The sequence below is a fragment of the Bacillus sp. L381 genome (genome assembly GCF_030284525.1).
GTDB classification, from domain to species: domain Bacteria; phylum Bacillota; class Bacilli; order Bacillales; family Bacillaceae; genus Bacillus; species Bacillus amyloliquefaciens.
In genome coordinates this window covers 1,711,870-1,732,351 of record NZ_CP127224.1, presented here as the reverse complement: position 1 = coordinate 1,732,351, position 20,482 = coordinate 1,711,870, and the positions used below count along the sequence as shown (strand labels likewise).

Annotated in this window: 19 protein-coding genes; 6 read left to right on the top strand and 13 right to left on the bottom strand. The window is 46.7% G+C overall.

Annotated elements, in window-relative coordinates:
- Window positions 1-6: 6 nt before the first annotated feature.
- The 7 genes from nrdE to QRX25_RS08500 all read right to left on the bottom strand — a co-directional run bounded on the left by nrdE (window position 7) and on the right by QRX25_RS08500 (window position 5,108).
- Window positions 7-2,109, bottom strand: coding sequence for a class 1b ribonucleoside-diphosphate reductase subunit alpha (gene nrdE, locus QRX25_RS08530; RefSeq protein WP_045506021.1), 2,103 nt, complete (start codon window positions 2,107-2,109; stop codon window positions 7-9).
- Window positions 2,069-2,461 carry a class Ib ribonucleoside-diphosphate reductase assembly flavoprotein NrdI gene (gene nrdI, locus QRX25_RS08525; RefSeq protein ID WP_013352354.1) on the bottom strand — a complete coding sequence of 131 codons (393 nt, stop codon included), beginning with the start codon at window positions 2,459-2,461 and terminating at the stop codon, window positions 2,069-2,071. The genes nrdE and nrdI overlap by 41 nt, the downstream gene beginning before the upstream one ends.
- A gap of 259 nt (window positions 2,462-2,720) precedes the next feature.
- Window positions 2,721-2,936, bottom strand: a complete 216-nt coding sequence (locus QRX25_RS08520; RefSeq protein WP_003154062.1) for a hypothetical protein — start codon at window positions 2,934-2,936, stop codon at window positions 2,721-2,723.
- Between the two features lie 82 nt (window positions 2,937-3,018).
- A complete protein-coding gene (locus QRX25_RS08515) occupies window positions 3,019-3,294 on the bottom strand; it encodes a YmzC family protein (RefSeq protein WP_212101445.1) in 276 nt (91 codons plus the stop codon).
- Between the two features lie 96 nt (window positions 3,295-3,390).
- Window positions 3,391-3,612, bottom strand: a complete 222-nt coding sequence (gene hfq / locus QRX25_RS08510) for an RNA chaperone Hfq (RefSeq protein WP_003154064.1) — start codon at window positions 3,610-3,612, stop codon at window positions 3,391-3,393.
- Between the two features lie 39 nt (window positions 3,613-3,651).
- A complete protein-coding gene (miaA, locus tag QRX25_RS08505) occupies window positions 3,652-4,596 on the bottom strand; it encodes a tRNA (adenosine(37)-N6)-dimethylallyltransferase MiaA (protein ID WP_212101443.1) in 945 nt (314 codons plus the stop codon).
- Between the two features lie 98 nt (window positions 4,597-4,694).
- A complete protein-coding gene (locus QRX25_RS08500) occupies window positions 4,695-5,108 on the bottom strand; it encodes a YmaF family protein (protein WP_115997810.1) in 414 nt (137 codons plus the stop codon).
- Window positions 5,109-5,199: 91 nt separating this feature from the next.
- On the opposite strand from QRX25_RS08500, the gene ymaG reads away from it, so the two are divergent.
- From ymaG to erbB, 3 genes are all read left to right on the top strand, one after another.
- Window positions 5,200-5,502, top strand: coding sequence for an inner spore coat protein YmaG (ymaG, locus tag QRX25_RS08495; protein ID WP_212101441.1), 303 nt, complete (start codon window positions 5,200-5,202; stop codon window positions 5,500-5,502).
- A 139-nt stretch (window positions 5,503-5,641) separates the two neighbouring features.
- The gene (erbA, locus tag QRX25_RS08490; RefSeq protein WP_212101438.1) at window positions 5,642-5,956 is read left to right on the top strand and encodes an SMR family multidrug efflux transporter EbrA; all 315 of its coding nucleotides are present in this window, start codon (window positions 5,642-5,644) and stop codon (window positions 5,954-5,956) included.
- A 17-nt stretch (window positions 5,957-5,973) separates the two neighbouring features.
- Window positions 5,974-6,327, top strand: a complete 354-nt coding sequence (gene erbB, locus QRX25_RS08485) for an SMR family multidrug efflux transporter EbrB (RefSeq protein ID WP_249199304.1) — start codon at window positions 5,974-5,976, stop codon at window positions 6,325-6,327.
- 13 nt (window positions 6,328-6,340) lie between these two features.
- Here the strand turns inward: erbB and QRX25_RS08480 are convergent, their stop codons facing one another.
- The 3 genes from QRX25_RS08480 to QRX25_RS08470 all read right to left on the bottom strand — a co-directional run bounded on the left by QRX25_RS08480 (window position 6,341) and on the right by QRX25_RS08470 (window position 8,049).
- Window positions 6,341-6,793 (bottom strand): OsmC family protein, encoded by a 453-nt coding sequence (locus tag QRX25_RS08480; RefSeq protein WP_212101435.1) that lies wholly within the window; start codon window positions 6,791-6,793, stop codon window positions 6,341-6,343.
- Between the two features lie 60 nt (window positions 6,794-6,853).
- Window positions 6,854-7,561, bottom strand: coding sequence for a poly-gamma-glutamate hydrolase family protein (locus tag QRX25_RS08475; RefSeq protein ID WP_212101432.1), 708 nt, complete (start codon window positions 7,559-7,561; stop codon window positions 6,854-6,856).
- Window positions 7,562-7,815: 254 nt separating this feature from the next.
- On the bottom strand, window positions 7,816-8,049 hold the full coding sequence (locus tag QRX25_RS08470) for a hypothetical protein (RefSeq protein ID WP_014471844.1): 234 nt from the start codon (window positions 8,047-8,049) through the stop codon (window positions 7,816-7,818).
- 183 nt (window positions 8,050-8,232) lie between these two features.
- Here QRX25_RS08470 and aprX point away from each other — a divergent pair, with 183 nt between their 5' ends.
- Both aprX and ymzB read left to right on the top strand, forming a co-directional pair.
- Complete coding sequence (gene aprX, locus QRX25_RS08465; RefSeq protein ID WP_115997271.1) at window positions 8,233-9,561, top strand: serine protease AprX; 1,329 nt, start codon at window positions 8,233-8,235, stop codon at window positions 9,559-9,561.
- 195 nt (window positions 9,562-9,756) lie between these two features.
- Entirely contained in the window at window positions 9,757-10,119 is a 363-nt protein-coding gene (ymzB, locus tag QRX25_RS08460; RefSeq protein WP_065981515.1) for a protein YmzB, read from the top strand.
- A 33-nt stretch (window positions 10,120-10,152) separates the two neighbouring features.
- Here the strand turns inward: ymzB and QRX25_RS08455 are convergent, their stop codons facing one another.
- Complete coding sequence (locus QRX25_RS08455) at window positions 10,153-10,908, bottom strand: YoaK family protein (RefSeq protein ID WP_212101429.1); 756 nt, start codon at window positions 10,906-10,908, stop codon at window positions 10,153-10,155.
- 49 nt (window positions 10,909-10,957) lie between these two features.
- Complete coding sequence (locus QRX25_RS08450; RefSeq protein ID WP_249199327.1) at window positions 10,958-11,329, bottom strand: NucA/NucB deoxyribonuclease domain-containing protein; 372 nt, start codon at window positions 11,327-11,329, stop codon at window positions 10,958-10,960.
- 352 nt (window positions 11,330-11,681) lie between these two features.
- Between QRX25_RS08450 and QRX25_RS08445 the strand changes: the two genes are divergently transcribed.
- Window positions 11,682-12,893 carry a cytochrome P450 family protein gene (locus tag QRX25_RS08445; protein WP_212101423.1) on the top strand — a complete coding sequence of 404 codons (1,212 nt, stop codon included), beginning with the start codon at window positions 11,682-11,684 and terminating at the stop codon, window positions 12,891-12,893.
- Between the two features lie 136 nt (window positions 12,894-13,029).
- Here the strand turns inward: QRX25_RS08445 and QRX25_RS08440 are convergent, their stop codons facing one another.
- Window positions 13,030-20,475, bottom strand: a complete 7,446-nt coding sequence (locus tag QRX25_RS08440; protein ID WP_212101420.1) for a beta-ketoacyl synthase N-terminal-like domain-containing protein — start codon at window positions 20,473-20,475, stop codon at window positions 13,030-13,032.
- Window positions 20,476-20,482: the final 7 nt, after the last annotated feature.

The following is a 20,482-nucleotide window of genomic DNA, read 5'->3' as shown; positions in this document are numbered from 1 at the left end:
CTTTAATCAAACAACACAAGAAAGACAGCTGTCCTGCCCGGTATCTTTCGTTCTTGCATAGTAAATGGTTTTGATGCCTCTATGGTGGGCATACAGATCAATACGGTTCAGATCACGAGTTGTCATCGTATCTTTCAAAAACAGGGTGAAGCTGATTCCCTGATCGATATGCTGCTGGATTGTCGCGATCATATCCACCACTTTGAACATGTCCATATCATAAGCTTCTTTGTAGAAGAACCAGTTATTAGACGCTAACCCCGGCATCGGGTAATACGTTTTTGAGTTTCCGTATGTTCTTTCTTCGATCCGTTCCATAATCGGCATAACGGATGCCGTGCTGGATTGGACGTAGGAAATGGAGCCTGTCGGCGCGATACACAGTCTGTAGCTGTGGTACATGCCGTGTTCAGCGACAAACGCCTTCAGCTCTTTCCAGTCTTCGATTGTCGGAATGTGCATGCCTTCAAAGAGCGCAGCGATTTTTTCGTATGCCGGCGAGAACTCTTTTTCGATGTATTTATTGAAATATTCTCCCGTTGCATAAGTAGAGCCTTCATAATGCTCAAACGTTTCGCCTTTTTCTTTCGCAAGTTCAGCTGAACGCTGGATGGAATAAAAGTTTACCATCATAAAGAACGTATTCGCGAAGTCTCTTGCTTCCGGGCTTTCATAAGCGATGCCGTTTTGGGCAAGGTAGCCGTGCAGGTTCATCGCGCCTAAACCGATCGATTTCATCGCTTTGTTCGCGCGTCTGACCGCCGGCGCGTTGCGGATATCCGTCGTCTCGGACACATGAGTCAGAGAATCCGTCGCGAGTTTCACCGTGCGCTCAATCGATTTATGTTTCATGACATTCAAAATATTTAAAGAACCTAGGTTGCAGGAAATGTCCAAGCCGATTTCATCTTCTTCGTCATAATCTGTGTAAGCTGAAACTTGTGACGCTTGAAGCACTTCAGAGCAAAGGTTCGAGAATTTCACTTTTGAGACGTGGTTATTCGCGTGCTCTTTATTTACGTTGTCCTGGAACATAATGTACGGATAGCCTGACTCAGAGCGGAGAACGGCAAGCTTTTCAAGCAATTTGCGCGCATTCACTTTTTCTTTTTTGACGCGCGGATTGTCGACAAGCTCCTCATACATCGCCGTCATGTCCATTTCGTCCATATGCTGGCCGTATTCTTTATAAATCGTATGCGGATAAAAGACATAAGCGGCTTTATCCTCTCTCGCAAGCTCGACGAACTTGTCCGGAATCACGACGCCGATGGAAAGGGTTTTAACGCGGACGTCTTCATCAGCCGAGATTTTTTTCGTATCAAGAAAATCATTAATATCCCGGTGGAAAATGTTCAGGTATGCCGCGCCTGAGCCTTGTCTTTGCCCCATTTGGTCAGCATAACGGAACGCATTATCAAGAAGTTTCATCACGCCTACGACGCCTTTTGTGGCATTTTCCACATCTTTAATCGCTTCGCCTTTGGCACGGAGCTTCGACAGGTTAAGTGACACGCCTCCTCCAAGCTTCGAAAGCTGCATGGAGATGTCGATCGCTCTTGAAATATCATTCAGCGAGTCATTGACTTCCAAAAGGAAACAGCTGACCAGCTCGCCGCGGCGTTTGCGTCCGGCATTTAAGAATGTCGGCGTGCTCGGCTGATATTCCTGGTTAATCATTAAGCGCACATAGTCTTTCGCTTTTTCCGCGTCGCCGTTTGCAAAAAACAGGGCCACGATGGAAATTCTGTCCTCGTACCGCTCAAGGATTTTTTTCTTGTCATTCGTTTTCAATGCATAATCGTTATAAAATTTAAAAGCACTCATGAAGGATGGAAAACGAAATTTCTTCGCGTAAGCTGTCTTGAAAACATCTTTTATCTCTTCAAACGAATAGAGGCTCAAAAACTCTTCTTCGTAATATTGATTTTCAATCAGATAATCCAGCTTTTCTTTCAAATCGTGAAAGAATACCGTGTTTTGATTGATATAGTCAACAAAATAGCTATGTACAGCCTCTTTATCTTTATCAAACTGGAATTTTCCATCTTGTTGGATCATAATTTCGTTATTTAACTGAATCCATTTTGGCACTTGGTTTTGTGACAACTTTTTCTACCTCCTGAGTAAACAATTCAACGTCTTTCGCTGTGCCGCTGAGTTCAAATTTAAGAAGGACCGGCACCTGATACTGCTTTGAGATCGTGTCGGCGCTTTTGGCAAAATTCTCACCCCAGATTTTATTTCCGCTCGCTGCGACTCCTTGCAGAAGATGGGCGTTTTTTTCAAGAAATGCCTGCGTTGATGCCGGCACCTGTCCGAAGTTTGTCGTGTAGGTCACCAGTACAAACGGAGTGTCCAGATCTTCAATTTCGTCCACCTTGCGGATCAGCTGAAAGTCTGTTTTATTCACAAAACGCTGAACATTCCCTGTCTTTGAATCAAATATGATTTGAACCATCCATATCACGACCTATCAAAAATAATGAATCTCTTAACACTATATATAGTATACTAACCTCTCAGAAAAACACAACATATTGAGATCGATTTATAAAAAGTTCATATTTTTGAAAGAGCGGACCTTGGTTCTGACCCGATTAACGCCCAAAAAAGAGAGCAGAACGAGAATCATCTCTCATCCTACTCAAGGTGTCATGTGTAAGCCGATGTCTATCATAACATGAAAAAAAACTGCTTAGTAGTCTAGACTTTTATTCTTATTTTTTGTAAGAATCACATTTTTTTTCGCTTTCAACGGTTTCTTCTATTTCCACATCAGCACCGATTTCTTTCAGTACGGCTTTCAGAGCGCTTGTAATGGAAGCCTCTCTAATCAGTTCTTTGCCGTCAACGATGATGCTGGTTCCATATTCATAGCAGGAATCATCTTCACAGGTTTCTTCCCAATGGTTGATTATCACCTTGTGTTTCAATCGTCTCACCCTCTGCATGATCAATGTCAGTACCTAGTGTAGCTTGTGCGGCCCGCTTTGTAAATTCGAACGCTTGTGAAATTTATTCAAGCTCATCCAGCGCCGTTTCTTTTTTCAGTTTGATTTTATTCGTTTTTTCATCGTAGCGGTATATTTTCATGTAACCGCCCTCGACTACGCCGAAATGGTTATGTTCCAGCTGCACCGTGCCTTCTGTCAGCGGTTCGGTATCCGTTGAGCCGCCGTCATGATCCGTCACCACCGTCTCATGATTGCTGCATGCTCCGAACAGCAAAAAAACAGCGATCCAAACGAGCGTAATCCTGATTCTTCTCAGTTCATTCTCACTTTCAAACATGGTTTTCCGATCCCCCTTTTATGTTTCCGATCTCCAGGCGCCAATATACAGGCGCGCATAAAAAAAGACCATGCTTCATGGTCTTTGGCAAAAAGTCTATTCAAGCTCAAGCTGAACGTTTTTTTGCGGGGCGAACGTGGAGATAGCATGTTTATAAATAAGCTGCTGCTTCCCCTCTGTTTCGAGCAAGACGGTAAAGTTATCAAAGCCTTTTACCTGGCCGCGAAGCTGAAAGCCGTTGAGTAAAAACACCGTGACGAACGTATTGTCTTTTCGGATTTGATTCAAAAACTGATCTTGAATATTAATCGGTTTCATGTTTCGTCCTCCTTGGTTCTCAATACAATACTGTTTCGATTAAATTTCCAGTTTTCCTGCTATACACTCGAAAATTTCCTTTTTTTTCTGTTCGATATCCACAGGCGGGGTCATATCGGTCCATGAGACGGACATTTTATTGCGAAACCAGGTCAGCTGGCGTTTCGCATAACGTCTTGAATTCTGTTTTAATTGTTCCACAGCCTGAGGGAGCGGTACTTTTCCATCCAGATATTCATACAGCTCTTTATAGCCGATCGCCTGAATCGATTGGCTGTCCCGGATATTCATATCATACAGCCGCTTGACTTCATCAAGAAGGCCGGCTTCCATCATCAGGTCAACACGATCATTAATCCGGCCGTACAGCACTTCTCTGTCCATTGTAAGACCGATGAGAACCGCATTGTAAAGCAGCTCCCGTTTTTGGGTTTTAAGATGCTCTGACATTGTTTTTCCTGATATATGCAGAATTTCGAGCGCGCGAATGACTCTTCGCGTATTGTTTTGATGAATGGCCGCCGCCGCTTCCGGATCGGCTGCCGTAAGCTTGGCATGAAGAGCTTCCGCCCCTTCTTCTGTCGCCAGTTTCACCATGCGCTCCCGGAATACAGGATCGCCGGAGTGTTCCGTGAACGTATAATCATACAGCACAGACTGTATGTACAGACCAGTCCCTCCGACAATCATCGGGAGCTTTCCTCCACCGGCAATCTCGCTGATTTTTTCCCTCACCATTTTTTGATAATCCGCCGTTGAAAAAGTGTCGGACGGCTCCAAAATATCAATCAGATGATGCGGCACGCCTTCTGTCTCTTCTTCGGTGACTTTGGCCGTACCGATATCCATCCCCTTATATACCTGCATGGAATCTCCGCTGATGATTTCCGCATTCAGCATTTTTGCGAGTCCGATGCTCAGTTTTGTTTTTCCGACTGCCGTCGGGCCGACGAGTATGACGACAGGCTGTTTTGTATTTTTCAATATGTATCACTCTCTTTTATAAATCTCCCCCTGATTATAGCATTCATTTCTCCATGCACCTATCCATTTTGCCCTTTTTTCTGAGTGCTAAACGTCAATTACCACCCGAGCGGCTCGTTGCCGACAACCTCTCTCGTTTTTCCTTTAAGCTTGTGGTGATGTGTTTTCCGGTCTTGCTCCCGCGGATCGTAAACGACCCCGCCATAGCGGATCTGAATCGGCTCATTGTAAGCGGCAAAGGTGGTCTCTGCAAGCTCATGATAATGTGTTCCGTCAACCCTCGGAATGGCAGGGCCGGAAATACCGTAATACCTATGGAAATGGCCGTTTTCAAAAGAGGTGATGCCCTTATAGAAATGTGTATGCTCATCTGTATTGCTGCCGTTCTCAGGCTGCGAAAAGCCTTCAATCAAATGGTAATGCCCCTGCACAACATCCGTTTTAGCCCGATATGCGTGTGTGTGCGGAGGTTTTTTTGACCAATCGGACTGATACAAGCCCACAAAGCTCACTCCTTTATTTTTTTGATAAACGCCCAATCAAAAATTGGTGGGCTGAATACTCTGTTATCATCTAAAATTTATTCTTGGAGGTACCTTAATTATGAATGAAGAATACGCATACGCAGCAGATAGTGATATGAGACAGTTTGGACGGCCTGGTTTCGGGTTTGGCCGGCCTGGTTTTGGGTTCGGACGTCCCGGATTCGGATTCGGACGGCCGGGTTTTGGTTTTGGCCGGCCTTGGTTTGGCCGCCCTTGGTTTGGCTATGGATTCGGACGTCCGTTTGGATTTTTCGGCGGTCCGTTTGCCGGAGGGCTTGTCGGGGGTCTGGTCGGAAGCGCCTTATTAAATCCGTATTTGTACGGGGGTTACGGCTACCCTTACTATCCGTATTACTACTAAGACAATCAAAAAGGGCTCCTCTTCAGGGGCCTTTTTATATAGGCCAAATGTCTTGACTTGCCGGGCAAAGTTCGGATATCATTTTATTTTACTGCCTTGAACGAAAGGCATGAAGATGATGATGAGAGGGGGATGGGATATGATTCTAGGTTATATCTTCCTCACAATTGCTATTTTATCAGAGTCAATTGGTGCGGCCATGCTGAAGATCTCCCGCGGATTTACGCGGTTTTTGCCGAGCGCGCTTGTAGTGGCAGGCTATTCATTGGCCTTTTATATGCTTTCACTGACACTGAATCTCATTCCGCTCAGCTTATCCTATGCAACATGGAGCGGAGCCGGAACGGTGCTAGCATCCATTATCGGAGCGAAGTGGTTTCATGAAAAACTGGACAAGCAGGCTGTCATCGGGCTCTTTTTCTTATTGGCCGGTGTCATTTTGATGAATTGGTAGAAAGGAGAGGCATGATAATGAAAGGATTACTCTGCTTGGCATTAGCCATTGTATCAGAAGTGTTTGGAAGCACGATGCTGAAGCTGTCGGACGGTTTTACCCACCTATGGCCCGCTCTCGGCGTCATTGCCGGAATCGGAGCCTCTTTTATGTTTTTGAGCTTCTCTTTGAAAAGCCTTGATTTATCCAGCGCATACGCGACATGGTCAGGTGTCGGCACGGCTTTAACAGCGATTGTCGGCTTTATCGTTTTTAAGGAGGCCATGACAGTCAAAATGATAATCGGTCTCATATTGGTCATCACGGGCGTTATCCTGCTGAACCGTTCCAAGTCTCAAAAAGGTAAAAAAAATCAAACGGCCCGGAGCTGACCGTTTGAACTCATCAATCGCGGGCGGCTTTTACTTCCACTTCAAGCTCCATCTCCACGTTTCCCTGGACCGCTCGTGAAATCATACACGAGGACTCCGCTTTTTGCGCTAGCTTCCTGGCCAGCGTAAACTCCGTTTCAGTTGCCCCCGGCTTTAATAATATAAACGGGCGGTGAATGATTTTTTGATATGTAAATACACCGTTTGTTACGTCTACAATTCCTTCAGATTCCATATGTAAGTCTTCTTTATCCAGACCGCTTCTTTCCATCATTGCCGCGAGCGTTATAATATAACAGGTCGCGGCTGCTCCAAGCAGCATTTCATCAGGGTTTGTGCCTTCTCCCGGTCCGTCCATTTCCTTAGGAATGGACACAGCCGTTTCCAGCCGGCCGCTTTTAATATCGCCGACGCCGTTCCGATTTCCGGGCCAATTTGCTTTTAAATAAAAATGATGTTTTGCCAAGGGGCAATCCTCCTTTTTTTTCAGTTTACTCAACTTTCACTGGTTTGTCTTATTTTAAGCTCAAGAATACTCTTGATTGATCACTCTTTTTATCGTACGGACAAACCGGTAAAATTCCTCCGTTTTTGTGAATTCTCTTTCACGGTAATCAAAATTATCAAAAAACGCTTCCCGTTGTTCTCTGCTGATCTCAAGCTGTATGCTCAGCCCGGTTTGGGTCTGGTTATTGATATTTTCGATGTCAACTCCGGACAGCCCGGTTCTTGAGGTTGCCAATTCTGCAGAAAATCCGTTTCGTTTAAGAGCTTTCACCAATTTTTTCGCCCGCTTCCGGTCACTTCCTCCGACAAGAGTGTTTTTCTCGTCGCTTTTATAACCGTGAACCGCGATAACATAACGGTGCTGTTTAATGCTTTTGACTGCTAAAGGCTCATCGAACTTGGTGCTCGTAATATGAAGGGTCTGGTTATCATGCGTTTTTAATCCCTCAAACAGGTAGGTTGAAAAATCATCTCTGAAAGAGCGGACGATCTCGCTCACCCCGCCCTCAATTCTGCCCCCGTGCGGCGACATGATCAATACCGAGCTCCCCTCTTGCTTATTGTACGATATATGATAATCATCGGGGTCTTCGTGTTCAGCCAGATCTTTAAAATCTGTGTATGTATCAGAGGAATTCGAGGGATCAGGGTCTGACGCATAATGAACACATCTTATTAGTAAGACCATTGCTACGATAATGATGACATTAAGTAAAATTCTCTTCATCAGTTCTCCTTTTGTTCTCCTTTCTGAAAAATGAAATGTTCATTATATGGGTTCTTGTCAATAGGTCTTATCTTAACATTCTATTCACATTATCATCAGTGAAAAACTTCCCGGTTTCGAAAAATCAATGGATTGTCACGGTTCAAGCCTTCAGATGCCGGGTATCAGTGAAAAAAGGTTGAGAGAAGGCAAAAAAAAAGGGAGGAATGCCCGAATTTTCAGGGACGGTAGATTGACAGAGGAAACGGAAAACATCAAGAATACGCTCTTAAAAATGCAGATCCGCCTCCCGAAGCAAATGCGCAGGACAGAATGGACTCCGTCAAAAAGGTTCTCATCTGCCTTTTTGTACAGCAGAATGCCTTCACAGCCCGCTCATCCCCTTTTTTAATAATAATGGTCCGTTTTGAAATCGAGCCGTCTTTTTTCATATATATAATATCAATTGGAAGCTGCTTTTCCAAGGAATGTCTCAATATCATGTTCATATTTATACCTCCTTCTGTCGGCTTCATTATAAACGAACAAATGTTCGATTTCAACTTATTCATTTCTTTTTCATCTGAAAAAGCCGCAAGTAACCAGCTCTCTGAAGGACAAACAAACTGACCGAACATACAGCCTGTTCATATGGTATAGAGAGAATCGCCAGAATGGGAGGAAAAGTATATATGTTTGGTTACTCAATGGTACAAATGGTGCGGTCAAATGCTCATAAGCTGGACTGGCCGCTCAGAGAAAACGTATTACAGTTATATAAACCTTTCAAATGGACGCCTTGCTTTTTGCACAGTTTTTTCGAAGAGAAGGTAAAAAACAGAAAGAAAATGTCAGTCATCATTGAATTCGAAGAGGGATGCCACGAATCAGGTTTTCACAGCACAGGACAGGTCCTATCAAATGAGAAACGCTGCACTATAAAAAAGCAGTTTCAAACATTTAATTGCTGCAGCGCGGAAGTCACCCCATCCGCCCTTCATATGCTTCTTTCTCAATGCCGGGATATCCGTAAAATCTATTTAAACCGTGAAGTAAAAGCACTTCTTGATACAGCAGCGGAATCTTCCCATGCAAAAGAAGTGACCCGAAACGGCACCGTATTAACAGGGAAAGGCGTAACCGTTGCCGTTATTGATACCGGAATCTATCAGCATCCCGATTTAGAAGGCAGAATTACCGGATTTGCCGACTTTGTAAACCAAAGGACAGAACCGTATGATGACAATGGCCACGGCACTCATTGCGCCGGTGATATCGCGAGCAGCGGCGCTTCCTCTTCCGGAAAATATCAGGGACCGGCGCCGGAAGCCAATCTGATCGGTGTCAAGGTATTAAACAAATCAGGATCAGGAACCTTGGCTGATATCATTGAAGGAGTGGAATGGTGTATACAATATAATAAAGAATACACCGAGAACCCGATCCGGATCATCAGCATGTCGCTGGGCGGAGAAGCGCTCAGATATGACAAAGAAACGGATGATCCGCTCGTCAAGGCCGTTGAAGAAGCATGGAACGCAGGAATCGTCGTCTGTGTCGCCGCGGGCAACTCCGGTCCCGAAGCACAAACGATTTCAAGCCCCGGCGTCAGTCAGAAGGTCATCACAGTAGGCGCCTATGATGACAATGATACTGTCAGCAATGAAGACGATACGATTGCTTCTTTCTCAAGCCGCGGCCCGACGGTATACGGAAAAGAAAAGCCTGATATTCTTGCACCCGGAGTCGATATCGTATCCCTTCGTTCTCCGCGTTCATATCTTGACAAATTACAAAAATCAAACCGTGTAGGATCCTTGTATTTCAGTTTGTCGGGCACATCCATGGCCACTCCGATCTGTGCGGGCATCGCCGCCTTAATCCTTCAGCAGAATCCGCAGCTTACGCCTGACGAAGTGAAAACACTGATCAAACAAAGTCCGGATAAATGGACAAATGAAGATCCGAACATTTACGGTGCGGGCGCAGTGAACGCAGAAAACGCCGTACCGAAAGAATAACCTTTTTTCTCATGAGAAAACGGGATCGTCTGTACCGGCAGATGACCCCGTTTTTCAGTAAACAGCTGAAACCATTATAATGAAGAAACTCGGAACTCTTCATATCCCGCTGTCCAGAATAAAAGATGAATGCAAGACAGTGTATTTCTGAAAAAATAGGGAATAAGTATGGTGTAGATAAAAGGAGGAATGACAATGGCACTCACAAACACCGAACTGTCTGAATGGCTGCAAAAGCAAATCGGACAAACGCTTGATATCAGAAAAGGAGAGCTGACAGACAGCCGGAATGAGATTTCTGATATGGATCAAATCATGCTTCACCTTGATGATGTTCTCGTCCGCCGAACAAATCATCCCGATGACTATGTAGCGGACGAAGAACTCGTCTTAAAAGGGCAAGGCACAACCTATACGGAGGAAGGCAACGTACCGCTCCCTCAAGATGCGTATGAAATCCCTTTGCTCGGCGACATTACTATCCAAAAGGAGCAAAACGGATTAAAGGTACATACAGATCGGGCCGTTTATACAATCGGGACCCGAAAAGAGCAATAAAACAAAAAAACGCCCTGAATCAGCGGCGTTTTTTTATTGGTTTTTTTCTTCCGAATGACCGTGGAACATCGTGAATGCGCAAAGCATAATACCTAAAATAATGATAATCGGGAGCCAGATAACAGCAAATTTATAATCCGGTTCAGCAAAGGCGCCGATAACCGCCCCGAAGCAATACAGCACCAAGGCAAGCGCGCGCAAAACAGCATCTCTCGTAAACTGCTTCCGCTTGTCCGATTTGTAAAACTTTGCGGTGAGATCTTCAAAAAAATTAGCAAGCGTTCCCGTTAATACGGTCGTGGAAATCCCGGCTACACCAAGTTTTCTCGCGGCTGTCGTCTGCATTCCCATTGCGAAGCTGAGCAGTATAATCAGCACATAAACAGAAATGCCCTCTGCAAAAAAGCAAGAGAACAGAGCAAACAGGAGCAAAACAGCTCCTTCAATAACCAAAACCGCAGTTACGGCAGGCGGCCAGAATGATTTCTTTTTATTGCCGACAAGCAAGGCGGCGGCAATAACGCCGGCAATAAATCCGATTAACGAGGTTAAAGATTTGAGTACGGCAAGGTGCCATGAGTTGCCGATCGCGAGGCCGAACAGAACGATGTTCCCCGTCATATTGGCGGTAAAGACATGCCCTAAACTTAAATAACCGATCACATCCACAATTCCCGCAGTTAAACAAAGAAGCAAAAGTGCAATATTTCGGTATGTAGTCACTGTCAATGTGATCCATCCTTTCTCATGCCGATTTCCAACATATAAGTTTACTCTTCGCGATTTCATATGTCCAGCCGGCACGCAAAGCAAAAAAACTCCGGCGAACCGGAGAAGGTTACTGAACGATAAATAATACTCTCGTGCCGTCGGAATATCCGCTCATTTGATTTCCAACCCATGAACCGGCTCCGCGATTATCTGAGGGGGTTACATATCTGATGTCAGCCCCTGCCCCGCCTTCCGTACAGACTGCCATCGGCCATTCATCACGGTCAAACCCGGGCTTTGTCGGAATGCCTTTCAATGATTCTTTCCTTCTATGCTCAGCTCCGCCGCGATCAATTGTACAAATGTCAGAATGCCCTGCCGAAATGGCGTCTTTTATATGATTTCCCGTCTCCGGATATTTTAACAGCGGGAAATACAGCACCTGATCGTATCGGGACGCAGCTTCAGCAGTATTCTCCGAATGGATGCCGGCGTCCATAAAGCCGAACTGTAGAGAGATCACCAAAAGCAGACTTGCCGTCCATTTCATAAACGCAGTCATTCACAGCCTCCTTAAGAAGTTGATATGAAGCGTAAATATGTATATTAGCCAGACTTAGCGCGCATGATGAAATGGAAAAAAAAGTATTCCATTTTGTTGATAATCAACGAAAATGGCGGCTTTGCGATTTGTCTGTTGAACCGGCTTCTGTTTCCTTATATAGTTTAGACATACTTATGAGCCGTTGTAATCAGGGTCTTCGGCGGATAATAGGAGGAATGCCGTCCGGTCGACAGGCACCGGATATTTGTTATGTCTTTTTCAAAAACATGAAGGCGGGGAAATCAAGATGGAAAAAATAATGTTTCACCCACACTCATCCGAGTTTCACGAAAACCCTTTTGCGGTACTAAGCAGATTCAGAGAGCAGGATCCTATACATAAATTCGAACTGCAGCGTTTCGGAGGCACCTTTCCGGCTTGGCTCATCACGCGTTATGATGATTGTATGGCGTTTTTAAAGGACGGAAGAATTACAAGAGATGTAAAACGGGTCATGCCGAAGGAGCTGATCGCGAAGCTGAATGTCAGTGAAGATATAGATTTTGTATCAGAGCATATGCTGGCAAAAGACCCTCCCGATCATTCACGCCTTCGATCTTTGGTGCATCAGGGATTCACTCCCCGGATGATTGAGCAGCTTCGCACCGGGATAGAACGGATCACAGAAGAGCTGCTTGATGAAATGGAAACAAAAGCAAATCCTGATATCATGAGAGATTTCGCCGCACCGCTTCCGTTTATCGTCATTTCCGAGCTGCTCGGCATTCCGAAAGAAGACCGTGCCAAATTTCAAGTGTGGACAAGCGCGATGGTCGACACGTCAGAAAGCGGACAAGATGCGACCAACCAGGCGCTCAGAGAGTTTAAACAATATATGAAAACACTGATCGAAGAAAAAAGAAACCACCCGGGTGAAGATCTGACAAGCAAGCTTATTTACGCAGAAGAAGACGGCCAGAAGCTGAGTGAATCAGAGCTGTATTCCATGCTGTTTTTGTTAGTCGTCGCCGGGCTTGAAACAACGGTTAACCTTCTCGGCTCCGGCACACTGGCGCTTCTTCTCCACAAAGACCAGCTGGAGAACATAAAGCGGCAGCCCGACATTATCCAGACGGCGGTCGAAGAGCTTTTGCGTTATACCTCTCCCGTCATCATGATGGCGAATCGATGGGCGATTGAAGATTTCACGTATAAAGATGTTTCCATTAAAAAAGGCGATATGATTTTTATCGGCATCGGTTCAGCCAATCGGGACCCGGAATATTTCGATGAACCCGATACATTAAATGTGGCGAGAACACCAAACCGTCATATCTCTTTCGGTTTCGGCATTCATTTCTGTCTGGGAGCCCCGCTCGCCCGGATGGAAGCATCCATTGCCTTTAACGCGCTTTTAAAACGGTTTCCGAATATAGAGCTGAACGGCGCGCCCGAGGATTTGGCATGGAGAAAAAATGTGTTTTTAAGAGGGCTTGAAACATTGCCTGTCAGATTTTGATATCCGCCCCCTTTTTGGGGGTTTTTTAAATATCTTATAAACAGGAAACATAAATTTATATAAATATTTAGTACATAGTAAATTTAGTTCTGGTTCAGGCAAAAAAGCTGCCGGATTGCTCCGGCAGCTTTCTCTATTACCGTTTTACCAACTCATTTGTTTCGTCCAGCTTTTTCCTGAACGATTTAAGAAAATTGGCGCTTATCGTTCCTTTATTTGCGTACAGCTTTTCGCAAAATGCCGTAATGGCGTTTTGCGGCTTTGTTTCCGACAGCATTGTAACATGATTGGAAGAGTGCACGTCCAGCAGGTGAAACTGTTTCATCTGCCGTTCCCATTCTTTCCAATACGCATCATGATCTAACGGAACCTGTTCTTCCTCTGCTGTGAGATAACGTTCAAGATCCCCGAGAAACAAACCGCTTTTATTTCGGAAATAGTAGCATTGCAGCGCTTCCGGATGAGGCAGCGGCTTCATGTCATACTCTTCCATTTTGTAAGCGAGCTGCGTCTTCATCATTTGCTCCAGCTGTATCCGGATCGCTTCTTCTGATTTTGGCAGGCCGCGCTCTTTGGCAAGTGTGATCAATTCTTTCATTACATCTTCTTCCTCAGCCTGAACGGTAATGTCTTCCCTGCTGATCAATGTCTCTTCAGGGTTTTCAGGCTTGAGGTATGCCGTAAGCATCGTATTGATCGTTTGCAGCATGACTGACTTGATAGATGGTTTTCTTTCTTTCCATTTTTCACTGTACGGGGTATCGATCATGACGGCGCTTTTCACCGTATGCCCTTTCTCCTGCAAGAGGCGCGCTGTTTCATATGCAAGCATGCCGCCCAAGGAATATCCTCCGAGGTCATATGGGCCTTTCGGCTGTACAGCTTGGATGATTCTCACATAAGAAGCGGCCATCTCTTCAATTCCTTGCAGCGGGTCTTTCCCTGTCAAACCCCTTGCCTGGATGCCGTAAAAAGGACGTTGGCTCTTTTTGGCAAAAGGCTGATACGCTTCAACGCCTCCCGTTCCTCCGTGAAACCAAAAAACAGGACGGCCTGTTTCCCTTTCATTTAGCTTGACGAGTTCGGGAAAATTCCCGCCCGCATCTTGCGATTGGTTCGTTTTTAACAGCACGCTGAGCTCCTGAAGAGTGCCGCAGTTCTGAAGAGCTTCCAGACTTATACGGCTGTCTGCGTCCTCAAGTTTTTTCAGCAGCTGAATACATGAGAATGAATCGAAGCCGTATTCAGTCAGCGGCTTATTTTGATCAATTTCCGCCGCATCCATCCCCAAAATGTCAGCCACAATGTCAGCCGCATCCCCGCGGCGGAACTGAGAGTTCTGTGAAACCGGCGGAAGGCTGATGTCTTCTGTCTGACCGCCTTTCCAATACTTGTGTTTTTCAAAAGGGTATGTCGGAAGCGGCACTCGTTGAACAGATTTACCTTGGTGGAGTCTGTCCCATGGAATGTCCGCGCCTTTAACCCAGCAAAACGCCAGCTTTTCCAGATTATTTTCTGCCAGAAGCGTCTCCGTGACGACTGTACCGAGTGTCCCTTCCAGTAAAACGCCGATATCTCCTGATCCAGAATGCTGACTGCCTGTAAAGAAGCTTTTCATTCCTTTGCTTTCTTCGAAAAACTCTCTGTAATCTGTCAGTTTTTCCAGCAGTTCATCTTGATTGCGGGCAACGAGTGCCAGGCGGCAACTCATCGCCTCACGCCCGATCTGAAGCGTATAAGCAATATCCCGCAATGACGGAATATCTTCAGTTTTTATGAAAGCAGCCAGCTGACCTGCGGCCGCCTTAAGCCGATCTTCGCTCTTAGCAGAAAGCACGATAAGCTGCGGTTCATGTGCAGATTCTGTGTCTTTCAGACGCGGGCTGTACTGTTCCAAGACGACATGCGCATTCATGCCGCCGAAGCCATAGCTGTTAATTGCGGCCCGGCGCGGAATCAGACTTCCCTTATCGTCGGTGAGCTGTGTCCATTCTTGATTATCTTCGGTGAAGCGGAAGCGGCTTTGCTGAATGGTCATTTGCTCATTTGCAGCTGTGAAGCCGGGAATGCCCGGGATAGTATGATGCTTCATGGCCATCGACACTTTCATAAGGGCTGCCAGTCCGGAAGCGAGTTCGCCATGGCCGATGCAAGGTTTCACAGTGCTGATATAACAAGGCGCGCTTTCCTCCTCATTCGCAAACTCGCCGTAGCCCGCTTTGATTGCATTGAACTCCAGCGCGTCTGCCATTTCGGAGGCAATGCCGTGTGCTTCAATGTATGTGACGGTTTGCGGATCGACATCGGTGCCCTCGTACGCTTTTTTCATCGCGGCCTTCATTCCCGCCGGGTTCGGCGCGTGAAGCGACATGCCCTTACCGCCATGAGACACCCCGGTTCCTTTAATGACCATGTGAATGTGATCACCGTCTTCAATTGCCGCCTCGAGCGGTTTTACGATGATGACGCCCGCCCCTTCACTTCTGACAAAACCATCGGCATCTTTTTGGAAAGATTTCGCCCGGCCGTTTTTGCTTAAATATCCCATTGAATCAAAACCGATAAAGCCCTTCGGCGACTGCAGAATATTGGCGGCGCCCACGACAGCCTGCTCACATTCGTTTTGACGGATCGATTGAACCGCCCTGTGCAATGCCACAAGCGTTGACGTGCAGGCAGCCTCGTAATATTCACTCGGCCCTTGTAAATTCAAGGCATATGATATCCTGTTCGGAATGATGGACGGAATGGCTGTTCCATTGTTTGGATCGCTATTGCCCGCGGCAACGAAAACGCCTGTCGGTCTGCTTGATAACGCCTTATTGGTCAGGCCCGCATCCTCCATTGCCTTCCACGTATGCATCAAAAGCAGAAACTGCTCAGGCCCCATTTGCGACGCTTCTTTAGGAGAAATTCCGAAAAAGAGCGGATCAAATTCTCCGACTCCGTCAATAAAACCGCCCCATCTGAGGCTTGTGTCATCCTCATCATCGGCGTAACGGCGCCAGTCCCAGCGCTCCGCCGGAATTTCTGAAATACAGTGATCTCCGTTTACGGTGTGTTCCCAAAAAGACTGAATATCCGGAGATTGCGGAAACTGGCCTGACATACCGATAATGGCGATTCCTTGCTTGATCTTACTGTTATCACAAGAGGGATGCTGTTCCTTCGGCAAAGTTTTCGCTTCTTCCGTTACCGAAGCCTCTGCTGTATGCTTATGAACGGCAAGCAATTGAGAAAATCTGCTCTCATGTGCTGACGCAAAGTAGCGGGTCAGCTCTTCCGCCGTAGGATACTCGAAAAATAATGTTGGATTCACATCGATTTCTGCCTCTTCGCCGATCTCTTTTGTCAGTCCGATCAGGCTCGCTGAATCAAGCCCCAATTCCATGATATTAGCATCAGAACGCAGGGATGGAGCAGATCCATCCATCATCTTGGCGAGCTTGCCAAGGATATAGCTGCGGATATGGTCTGTCAGACTTCCGGCAGAAATCGATTCTCCCGCGCTTTTCACAGTCGTTCGAGCCGGCTGATTCACCTGATCCGCTTCCGGGCGGAACCGTTTCAGGGCATAGCCTTCATAACACATAACCACTTCAGACCGGCTGTTGATTACATCTGCGTTAAACAGGATTATCTCCCCTGTTTGTCTGGCCAATTTGATGTGCAGCCAGCAATCAGTGAGATTTTCCGGGCTGCCGAAGGTGACGGAATTAATGCCGAACGGCAGATAGCTTTCTGCATCCGCTTGGTCCAATAAAGAAAGCGCGGACAAGTAAGCACTGTTGGCGATTAACGGATTTATGGCATAATTTTGTGAGTCGCCATTGTTCAGATTCAGCTTTGCTAACACGGCATCAGTGCCTTTGTATAGGCGGGTGATCGTTTTAAATTCTTCTCCCCACACGACGGTTCCCGTTCCGTCTCCGTACAACTCATCTACCCGTCCCACTTCACGGTAAGAGCGCTGAATGGCCGCCAGATCTGCGTGCCGCTTCTGAAACGGATACGGACTGCACTCGGCATACGCCGCTGCGCTCCAATCAGGAGATGTACGGCTGCGGTACATCATGCACAGTTCAAAAGCATCCCCGTTTTGTTTTGATTCTGTTTTCAGCTCAATGCGATCGTCTTTTTTTACGGTAATGGGATTAACGTAATTCAGTTTTTTAATTTGTCCTCCTTCTGCATCGGGAAAGAGATGATAAAACTGATCGGCCGCCAGACTTTTGTATGTAGCGCCGACGAGTACAGGTTCTCCGCTGAATTGATGCCCTTGCACATATGGATCATCATCACTGTATATCGCCTGAACGCCGGCCGCGTTGTCTGATTCACCGAAATGAAAAGAAGTCCGGCGGTCAAAAGCATAGGCCGGCAGATGAACGGCGTGCTCTTGCTGCACCTGGTCAAATGCGATATTCTCTCCTTTTTCCCATTGCCGCGCACGATAGGCGATAGCAGAATCGGAGAAATTGAGATTCGGCTGATCCAAGCGGTAAGCGGCCAGCTTTTTCACCAGTTCCTGAACGGTTGAAGCCGTAAATGCCGCCCGGTACTCCGAATGATGCGTTCTTTTTTGCAGCGCGGATGCAACAGCGGCCGGATGAAGAGATGGCGTTTTTTCTAAAAAGGCCGCAAGTCTGTCAAGATAGGCTTCAAAACTCCATTTCGTTTTCGCTGACACAGGGAAAATATATTCCTCGGAGCTGTTGAGGTTCTGATGGAAATCTGGACTGATATATTCTTCTACGATCAGATTCGCATATGCCCCGCCTGCCCCGAAGGAATTAATCATGCTTCTCCGCGGTATGATGTCTCCCGTCTCGGCATCCCTCATACGCTCCCAATGCTCGGTTTTTTCCTGCAGGTAAAAGGCTGTTTGTTCAAGCGCGATATTCGGATTTTGCGGTTTAGCGTTAATGGTCGGAACTAACGTTTCCCGCTCCATTTGCAATAGCACTTTTGCGAGCTGGGACATGCCGGAAGCCGCCTCTAAATGGCCGAGATTTGACTTAACGGATCCAAGCGCGCAAAAACGTTTTTTATCGGTATATTGCGAGAACGCGTTTGTCAGGGCAATGACCTCAATCGGATCTCCCAATACCGAGCCGTTTGCCGCTGATTCAACATAACTGATTGTTTCCGGATTTATTCCGGCCTTGCTGATGGAAGCCGCCATGAGCTTCGCCTGCTGTTTCGGATCCGGAGCCGTATACATCTGCCTTCCTCCGCTATGGCACAACGCGCTGCTTTTAATGACACCGTAAATATGGTCTTTGTCGGCAACCGCTTTGGAGAGCGGCTTCAAGAGCACCGCCCCGACCCCTTCGCCCGGCATCAGGCCCGTGCCTGTTCCGAAGCTTTTACTTTCACTTCCCTGTTCAAGCAAATTCGCCCGTTCGAGCGCATCATATTTAGACGGTTCAAGCGTGAGATTAACCCCTCCGGCAATCGCCATGGAACAGCTGTTAAGCTTCAGGCTTTCACAGGCGAGATGAATGGCGCTCAGTGAGCTGGAGCATGCGGTCGTCACGCCCATGCTCGGACCCGTTAAATTGAAAAAGTGAGAAATCCGGTTGGCGATGTGCCAATCCCCTCCGTTAGAGCTGAGTGCGGCTTTTTCCAATGACGGGATATTCCAAAAATATTGATTGTACATACTGCCCATAAAAACACCGATGCCGCTGTCTGATTCCTGCCATTTGTTTAATCTTTCTAACGAGTAGCCGCCGTTTTCAAATGTTTCCCATACAGTTTCAAGGCTTAACCGAAGCTCAGGCGTCATCTCCATTACATGGTCTTCCTTGATGTCAAACAGGTGGTGGTCAAAAGCGTCAATATGCTGCAGAAAGCCGCCGTATCGTGTTTTGCGGTCTTCTTTTCGTGTTTCTTTTGCCATTGTTTTCAGAAGACCCGACTTCCATCTGTTTTCCGGAGCTTCTGTAATACAGCTGTCTCCGGCTTTTAAATGCTCCCACAGCTCATCAAGTGTTTCGGACTCCGGGTAGCGGCCGCTGATGCCGATAATGGCGATGTCATCCCGATCAGAGCGATTATCGGCGGCGGTTTCTGTTTTCGGCTTGGGCGCTTCAGCCTCTTTGGATTCAGTGATAAATCGCCGTGTTTCCGTTACAAGCGGCACCGGTTTTTCTGTTACTGGTTCCAGCTGCTTCGTTTCAGGAGGCGCTTGTTCAGCTCCAAAGGCCTGTTGCAGCTTATCCGGGTAAGTGTCCAGCAGATACTCGGCAAGTTCTTTCGTATTCGTGTGTTCAAATAAGACCGTTTTCGGCAGCTCGCCCGTCAATGTTTCCAGTTCACGGATAAAATTCACCTGCAAAATGGAGTCGATGCCGTATTTTTCAAAGCTGGTTTCCGGCTGGATGCGCTCGGGCGCAAGCTTTATCGACTTGGCTAACGTTTCTTTTATGAATTGCACCGTCCGGTCTGTGACTGAGAAAGCCGGTGCTGTGAATTCAGCCGGCTCTTTGGAAGCCGCAGTTTCTTCAACCGCCTGCGCGTCCGGCTGCTTTTGCCTGATGACGCCGTCGCTTTCTGCCGCCACGATCTGCTGACCGAGCTGATGTGACGATTCCGCCATAAATGTAACGTACCGATATCCCTCGCTTTCCAGCACAGACTGCCACGCTTCAGGATAGAGCCCCGGACATCCGGGGATGCGCAGTTCGGCGTCCTCATAAAGCCACCAGCCTTCCAAAAGACCGAATGTCAGGTGAGAATAAACCGAATGGCTGCTGATCTCATTTAATAGCAAAATCCCGTTCTTTTTGAGCACGGCTTTGGCATTGCGAAGCGTCTGCCGAATATTTTTTGTCGCGTGAAGCACATTTGCCGCAATCACAACGTCATATGCGCCCGCGTCTACATCCTGCAAAGCCGGCGGCTCTTCCACATTAAACCGCTTATAGGTCAAATACGGATTGTCGGGACCGTATTCTTTTTCAGCATGCAGGAAAAAGGCCTTCGACAGATCGGTGTAGCAATATTCTTTTACATGATGCTTGTACTCTTTTAATCTTTTAAAAACGGTCGCGCTTGTCCCGCCCGTACCCGCTCCGATCTCTAATATCCGGATTTCTGCGTTCGGGTCTTCTTTCAGGCGTTCTTCAATAAAAGCTGTCAATGTGTCAGCGAGCACCTCATTAAAGTAGTCTGCCGTTTCATTATTTTTATAGATTCCCTCCACCAATTCCATTGAGGAATCAGGAAACAGAACATCAGTGGCAGAAACTCTGCCGGATAAAATATCCGGCAAAGCTCTGAGGGCTGTCTCCACCAATGTGATCATCGCCTGTTTGCTGCTGTCCTTGAGTAAAGGAGCTTTCTTTTCATCCCATTCTTGCCACAGCACGTCGGCATGCTCTATCGGCCCCGTTAACACATACATACTGCCTGACTGTTTTAAAAAGCCATTTTGCACCAAGATAGAGATGCTTTCTTCCAGCCACCTGCCGTAAAACCCCTGCAATACAGGCTGCGTCTTGTTTTCTGTAAAAAATCCGACAGATTTCAGCTGGCCTGCCAATAGTTTGTAAAGAAGATCTTCAGTGTTTTGCAAAGCCGTC